A 6,728-nucleotide genomic window follows, 5' to 3' on the forward strand; every position below is an offset into this window, starting at 1 on the left:
AAATAACCAGGCCAAATCCAAGGAAAACCCAAGGGCTTGGCAATGTCTCCGCATCGCCTGACCGGCACACTGCCTACATCGATCGCAGCAGTGACCATCAACCCGGCGTCAAGGAGCGGAACATGAAAATCGTTGTTATCGGCGGTAGTGGCCTTATCGGATCGAACATTGTAAAGCGGCTACGCGTGAACGGTCATGAGGTCGTGGCGGCATCGCCGGGCACGGGCGTGAACACCGTCACCGGGCAGGGGCTGGCCGAAGCACTGAATGGCGCGCAAGCGGTGGTCGACGTGGCGAATTCGCCGTCGTTCGAAGACCGCGCGGTACTGGAATTTTTCGAAACGTCCGGCCGGAATCTGCTTGCCGCCGAAGCGGCCGCGGGCGTGGAGCATCACCTCGCGCTTTCGATCGCCGGCAGCGACCGTCTGCCTGAAAGCGGCTATTTCCGGGCCAAAGTCGCCCAGGAAAAGTTGATCGAGGCATCGAAGATTCCATACACCATCTTGCACGCGACGCAGTTTTTCGAATTCATCGGCGGCATTATCGATGCGGGTGACGACAACGGCACGATCCACCTGTCGCCCGCGCTGATTCAGCCGGTTGCATCGGATGACGTCTCTGCCTTGCTGGCCGATCTCGCGGTTGGGATGCCGACTAATGGTTACGTCGAGATAGGCGGACCCGATCGCTTCCCGCTCGACGAACTGGCGCGCAAGTTTCTTGCCGCACATGGCGACAAGCGGCCGGTGGTTGCCGATGTGCACGCGCGCTACTTCGGCAGCGAACTGGATGATTCGTCGCTCGTTGCTCACGACAACGCCCGCATCGGGCCGACACGTTTCCTGAACTGGCTGAACGGGGCGCCGGCACGCGGGTGATCCCGTCGGCCCGTGAACTACGCCAATCCACTGCTCACGCTTTTTTCACACTGAGGATCTGTCATGACCCAACGCATCGATTACCAGAAGCAATCCCCCGAGCTGTTCAAGAAGTTCGTCGAATTCAGCCTTGCTCTCAAGCATTCCGCCATCGAGGAGTCGATTCGTCATCTCGTCGATATCCGCGCGTCGCAGATCAACGGCTGCGCTTTCTGTGTGGACATGCACGTCAAGGAAGCCACGATCCATGGCGAACGGCCGTTGCGTCTGCATCATGTCGCGATCTGGCGCGAGTCGACCCTGTTCAGCCCGCGCGAGCGCGCGGCGCTGGCGTGGACCGAGGCGCTGACGCGAATTCCTGAGCAGGGCGTGCCGGACGAGATCTACGATCGGGTGCGCACGCAACTGTCCGAGAAGGAATTGTCCGATCTGACTTTCCTGGTGATGTCGATTAACGCGTGGAATCGCGTCAACGTGGGTTTCCGGGTTGCGCCGGGCACCTATGACAAGGCGTTCGGCATCGACAAATCCGGCCTGGCCTGATCAGGCGGTGACGTAGCCGCGCAACGCGCTGCGTGCTGCGTCGCCGAAATTCATTCACGGCCGCCCTTCGCGGATCGACAACGAGGAACATGTCATGACCCTTTCCAGAGCCTTCGCCATGGTGCTGCTGTTGGGCGCCGGGACCGTGAGCGCGCAGCAGGCGCCGCCCTCGACACACGTGACACAGGTGAAATCGCTGATGACCAGAGCGCTCGCGGACTATCCGGGTAAGGAAGCGGTGGTTCTCACGGTGGAGTATCCGCCGGGCGGATCGGATCCCGTGCATCGGCACAATGCGCACGGATTCATCTATGTGCTGCAGGGATCGATTGTGATGGGCGTGCGCGGCGGCAAGCCCGTCACGCTGACGCCTGGCCAGACCTTCTACGAAGGCCCTGACGACGTACACACGGTTGGACGCAACGCCAGTCGTACCGAACCCGCCAAATTTCTGGTGTTTCTGTTGAAGGAACGCGGTGAGCCTGTTTTGACGCCAGTGCCTTGAGGTCGGTTATGCGAGTCGCTCGGTCGTACTAACTCCGGTGGCCTACGCCAATAGAAAAGACCCATAAATTTCTCAACTTATGGGTCCGTTTTTCTCGGGTTAAGCGTTTATCTACACCCACCCTCAAACATCAATATTCCCCGCCCGAAGCGCATTGTTCTCGATAAACGCCCTACGCGGCTCCACATCATCGCCCATGAGCGTGGTGAAAATACCATCCGCTGCAATCGCGTCTTCGATCTGCACGCGCAACAGGCGCCGCACGGCCGGATCCATCGTCGTTTCCCAAAGCTGCCCGGGATTCATCTCGCCGAGACCTTTGTAACGCTGCTTCGAGACATTGCGCTCGGCATCGGCAATCAGCCACTTCATCGCGCTCTTGAAGTCGCTCACGGCCATGTTGCGCTCGCCGCGGCGGATGAATGCGCCCTTGCCGATCAAGCCCTTGAACGTATTGGCCGTATTCACGAGCTGCTGATAATCGGCGGTGAGCTGGAACTCCTCGTCGATCACCGACACCTTCACGTTGCCGTGATGACGACGCTCGACGCGCAGCGAACGCACTTCGCGCACCGGGTCGTACATCGCGACGACGCTTACCTCGGGCTTTTGCGCATCGTCGCGCAGTGCCGATTCGAGTGCGGTAGCCGAGCTTTGCGTCGAGGCCTCGCTCGACAGGTCGATCGCAACGCCGTCCATGATCGCTTCGAGCGCGCGTTCGTCGTAGAGGCGGCTCAGTCGATCGACCACGCCACGCGCGAGCTGGTACGAGCGCGCGAGTTCGCCGAGCGCATCGCCTGCGATCGGCGTCGCGCCTTCGTTCGGCAGCAGTTCCGAGCCTTGCAGGGCGAGCCGCAGCATGTGCGCGTTGAGGTCTGCGTCGTCCTTGAGATAGCGCTCGTCCTTTCCCGCCTTCAACTTGTAGAGCGGCGGCTGCGCGATGTACACATAGCCGCGCTCGATCATCTCCGGCATCTGGCGATAGAAGAACGTGAGCAGCAGCGTGCGGATGTGCGCGCCGTCCACGTCCGCGTCGGTCATGATGATGATGCGGTGGTAGCACAGCTTCTCGAGGTTGTAGTCGTCCTTGCCGATGCCGCAGCCGAGCGCCGTGATCAGCGTGACGATCTGCTCCGACGACAGCAGCTTGTCGTAGCGCGCCTTCTCGACGTTGAGCACCTTGCCGCGCAGCGGCAGAATCGCCTGGAACTTGCGATCGCGGCCCTGCTTCGCCGAGCCGCCTGCCGAGTCGCCCTCGACGATATAGATTTCCGACTTCGCCGGATCCTTTTCCTGGCAGTCCGCGAGCTTGCCGGGCAGCCCCACGCCGTCCAGCACGCCTTTGCGGCGCGTCATTTCGCGCGCCTTGCGCGCAGCGTCGCGCGCACGTGCAGCGTCGACGATCTTGCCGCAGATGATCTTCGCGTCGTTCGGCGTTTCGAGCAGGAATTCTTCGAGCGCCTTTGCAACGACGTCTTCAACCGGTGCGCGCACTTCCGACGAAACGAGCTTGTCCTTCGTCTGCGAGCTGAACTTCGGCTCGGGCACCTTCACGGAAAGCACGCACGAGAGACCTTCGCGCATGTCGTCGCCGGACGTTTCGACCTTGGCTTTCCGGGCGATTTCGTTATCGGCGATGTACTTGTTGATCACGCGCGTCATCGCCGCGCGCAAGCCCGTGAGGTGCGTGCCGCCATCGCGCTGCGGAATGTTGTTCGTGAAGCACAGCACGCTTTCGTTGTAGCTGTCGTTCCACTGCATCGCCACTTCCACGCCCACGCCGTCTTTCTCGCCCTGCACGTAGAAGATGGTTGGGTGCAGCACGGTCTTTTGCTTGTTGATGTACTCGACGAAGCCCTTCACGCCGCCCGCGAATGCGAAATCGTCTTCCTTGCCGGTGCGCTGGTCGGTCAGACGGATGCGCACGCCGTTGTTCAGGAACGAGAGTTCGCGGATGCGCTTCGCGAGGATGTCGTAGTGGTACTCGACGCTGCCGAAGATCGTTTCGTCCGCCATGAAGTGAACTTCGGTGCCGCGGTTTTCGGTGTCGCCGATCAATTGCATCGGCGAGGTCGGCACGCCGTCCACGTCCTCGATCATGCGGTTCTGCGCGACGCCGCGGTGGAATTCCATGAAGCGCTTCTTGCCGTCGCGGCGCACCGTGAGGCGCAGCCAGCTGGAGAGCGCGTTCACGCACGACACGCCCACGCCGTGCAGCCCGCCCGAAACCTTGTAGCTGTTCTGGTCGAACTTGCCGCCCGCGTGCAGTTCGGTCATCACGATTTCAGCCGCGCTGCGCTTCGGGTCGTGCTTGTCGTCCATCTTGACGCCCGTGGGGATGCCGCGGCCGTTGTCGCTGATGGAAATCGAGTTGTCCGCGTGAATCACGACGCGGATGTCGTTGCAGTAGCCCGCGAGCGCTTCGTCGATGGAGTTGTCGAGCACTTCGAAGACGAGGTGATGCAGACCGGTGCCGTCCGATGTGTCGCCGATATACATCCCGGGCCGCTTGCGCACGGCCTCCAGACCCTCGAGGATCTGGATCGACGAGGCGCCGTAGCTGTTGTCGGGTTGCGAGTTGTTCGTATCAGTCATGGAATTTTTCCGGTTCTGCTGTACTGCCAGCGTTACTGCTCGGGGCTTTTCGAAAAGCCATAAAAACGCCAAAGGGGCGCAGCGCCCCCTGGAGTTCTTCTTCTGTCGCGCTTTTTAAATGCGCATCGGCATCACCACGTATTTGAATTCCTCGTTCTCGGGAATCGTGATGAGCGCACTGGAGCTGGAGTCGCCGAGGCTCACTTCCAGCATGTCGATCTTCAGGTTCGCCAGGACGTCGAGCAGATACGTGACGTTGAACCCGATGTCGATGGTGTCGCCCTGGTAGGCGATTTCCAGTTCTTCCTGGGCCTCTTCCTGATCCGCGTTGGTCGACATGATCTTGAGCTGGCCCGGCTCGATGATGCAGCGCACGCCCTTGAACTTGTCGGACGTGAGAATCGCCGCGCGCTGGAGCGAGCGCTGCAGCTCTTCGCGGCCGATCTGGAAGGTGTTCTTGTGCGCCTTCGGAATGACGCGCTGGAAGTCGGGGAACTTGCCTTCCACGAGCTTCGAGACGAGTTCGACCTGGCCGAAGGTGAACTTCACCTGGGTCGAGCCGATGTCGATCTTCAGCACGTCGTCGATGTCTTCGAGCAGGCGCTGGAGTTCGAGGATCGTCTTGCGCGGGATGATGACTTCCTGGCGCGCGAACGAGCCTTCGATCTTCATCGACGAAAACGCGAGGCGGTGGCCGTCGGTCGCGACCGCCATCAACTGGTCGCCGTCCACGACGAGCAGCATGCCGTTCAGGTAGTAGCGGATGTCCTGCTGCGCCATCGCGAAGTAGACCATGCCGAGCAGCTGCCGGAAGGTCTTTTGCGGCACCGCGAGGCTCGCGCCGAAATCGGTGGTCTGGGCGACGGTGGGAAATTCGTCGGCGGCGAGCGTCTGCAGCGCGAAGCGGCTCTTGCCCGACTGCACGGTCAGCCGCTTGTCGGCGAGCGTGAGCGTGACCTGCCCGTCGGGCATCGCGCGCAGGATGTCGAGCAGCTTGCGCGCGGCGACGGTCGTGGCAACCTGGTCGTTGCCCACGCCGAAATCGGCGTGCGTGGTGATCTGAAGCTCGAGATCCGTCGAAAGGAACGAGACGTCGGAACCGTTCTTGGTGATCAGCAGATTGGCGAGGATCGGCAACGTGTGGCGGCGTTCGACAATGCCGCTCACCGTTTGCAGCGGCCTGAGGAGGTTATCGCGTTCGGTCTTGACCAGTTGCATAAAGTTCCTTCGTTGATGTGACGGCCTGCGCACCCCGTCCAGCGCCCGATCCGCGATCCGGGCGCCGGTAGCCGCCATTGCTGGCATCTTGCTGGTAGCTGCTAGCAGCCGCGGCGTGAATTCCGCCCGATCCGGCGGGCGGTTAAACCCATATTGTGCCTGAAAACAGTTCAGTTCCCTAAATTGGGGCTGATCCGCGAAATAAACAGGCTTCCCCACGCGAAACGCGCCGCCCGTGCCGTTCAGCGCGGGCTTCAGCCCTTGAGCGTCTGCTCCAGCACGTGCAGTTCGTGGTTCAACTGCGCGTCCTTGCCGCGCTCATCGGCGATCTTGCGCACCGCGTGCAGCACCGTCGTGTGGTCGCGGCCGCCGAATAGCTCGCCGATCTCCGGCAGACTCTTCTGCGTCAGCTCCTTCGCGAGGTACATGGCGATCTGCCGTGGCCGCGCGATGTTCGCCGGACGCTTCTTCGAATACATGTCGGCGACCTTGATGCTGTAGAAATCGGCGACCGTCTTCTGAATGTTTTCGACCGAAATCTGCCGGTTCTGAACCGTCAGCAGGTCTTTGAGCGCTTCCTTGGTCAGTTCGATCGAGATCTCGCGGCCATGGAACTTCGAATACGCGAGGATCTTGCGCAGTGCGCCTTCGAGCTCGCGCACGTTCGAGCGCAGGTGCTTCGCGACGAAGAACGCGACGTCCTCGTTCAGGCTCACGAACTCCGATTGCGCCTTGCGCATCAGGATCGCGACGCGCATTTCGAGCTCGGGCGGCTCGATCGCCACCGTCAGACCGGAGTCGAAGCGCGAGATCAGGCGATCGTCGATACCCGAAATCTCCTTCGGATACGTGTCGCTCGTGATGATCACCTGCGCCTTGTTCGCGACCAATGCCTCGAACGCGTAGAAGAATTCCTCTTGTGTGCGCGACTTGCCCGAGAAGAACTGGATATCGTCGATCAGCAGCAGGTCGAGCGAGTGGTAGTAGCG

The 6,728-nt window shown here is 61.2% G+C and carries 6 protein-coding genes; 3 read left to right on the forward strand and 3 right to left on the reverse strand.

Features of this window, described 5'->3' with window-relative positions; all coding sequences use genetic code 11:
* Positions 1–122 precede the first annotated feature (122 nt).
* The 3 genes from Q0L30_RS22640 (at position 123) to Q0L30_RS22650 (ending at position 1,926) form a co-directional block, all read left to right on the forward strand.
* A complete protein-coding gene (locus tag Q0L30_RS22640) occupies positions 123–878 on the forward strand; it encodes an SDR family oxidoreductase (RefSeq protein ID WP_296661898.1) in 756 nt (251 codons plus the stop codon).
* Positions 879–941: 63 nt separating this feature from the next.
* A complete protein-coding gene (locus Q0L30_RS22645; protein ID WP_296661891.1) occupies positions 942–1,421 on the forward strand; it encodes a carboxymuconolactone decarboxylase family protein in 480 nt (159 codons plus the stop codon).
* A gap of 94 nt (positions 1,422–1,515) precedes the next feature.
* Entirely contained in the window at positions 1,516–1,926 is a 411-nt protein-coding gene (locus tag Q0L30_RS22650; protein ID WP_296661892.1) for a cupin domain-containing protein, read from the forward strand.
* Between the two features lie 123 nt (positions 1,927–2,049).
* On the opposite strand, the gene gyrB is transcribed toward Q0L30_RS22650, so the two are convergent.
* From gyrB to dnaA, 3 genes are all read right to left on the reverse strand, one after another.
* Entirely contained in the window at positions 2,050–4,521 is a 2,472-nt protein-coding gene (gyrB, locus tag Q0L30_RS22655) for a DNA topoisomerase (ATP-hydrolyzing) subunit B (RefSeq protein WP_296661893.1), read from the reverse strand.
* A 114-nt stretch (positions 4,522–4,635) separates the two neighbouring features.
* The gene (dnaN, locus tag Q0L30_RS22660) at positions 4,636–5,739 is read right to left on the reverse strand and encodes a DNA polymerase III subunit beta (RefSeq protein WP_296661894.1); all 1,104 of its coding nucleotides are present in this window, start codon (positions 5,737–5,739) and stop codon (positions 4,636–4,638) included.
* A 254-nt stretch (positions 5,740–5,993) separates the two neighbouring features.
* Positions 5,994–6,728, reverse strand: a 735-nt coding sequence (gene dnaA, locus Q0L30_RS22665; RefSeq protein WP_296661895.1) for a chromosomal replication initiator protein DnaA, incomplete at its 5' end; no start/stop codon positions are given.

It is taken from the genome of Paraburkholderia sp., from assembly GCF_024281035.1.
Lineage (GTDB): Bacteria > Pseudomonadota > Gammaproteobacteria > Burkholderiales > Burkholderiaceae > Paraburkholderia.

Bases quoted from the DNA above. Each gene is read 5' to 3' on its own strand.
- Q0L30_RS22640 (WP_296661898.1), top strand. From the start codon at position 123: ATGAAAATCGTTGTTATCGGCGGTAGTGGCCTTATCGGATCGAACATT.
- Q0L30_RS22645 (WP_296661891.1), top strand. From the start codon at position 942: ATGACCCAACGCATCGATTACCAGAAGCAATCCCCCGAGCTGTTCAAG.
- Q0L30_RS22650 (WP_296661892.1), top strand. From the start codon at position 1,516: ATGACCCTTTCCAGAGCCTTCGCCATGGTGCTGCTGTTGGGCGCCGGG.
- gyrB (WP_296661893.1), bottom strand. From the start codon at position 4,521: ATGACTGATACGAACAACTCGCAACCCGACAACAGCTACGGCGCCTCG.
- dnaN (WP_296661894.1), bottom strand. From the start codon at position 5,739: ATGCAACTGGTCAAGACCGAACGCGATAACCTCCTCAGGCCGCTGCAA.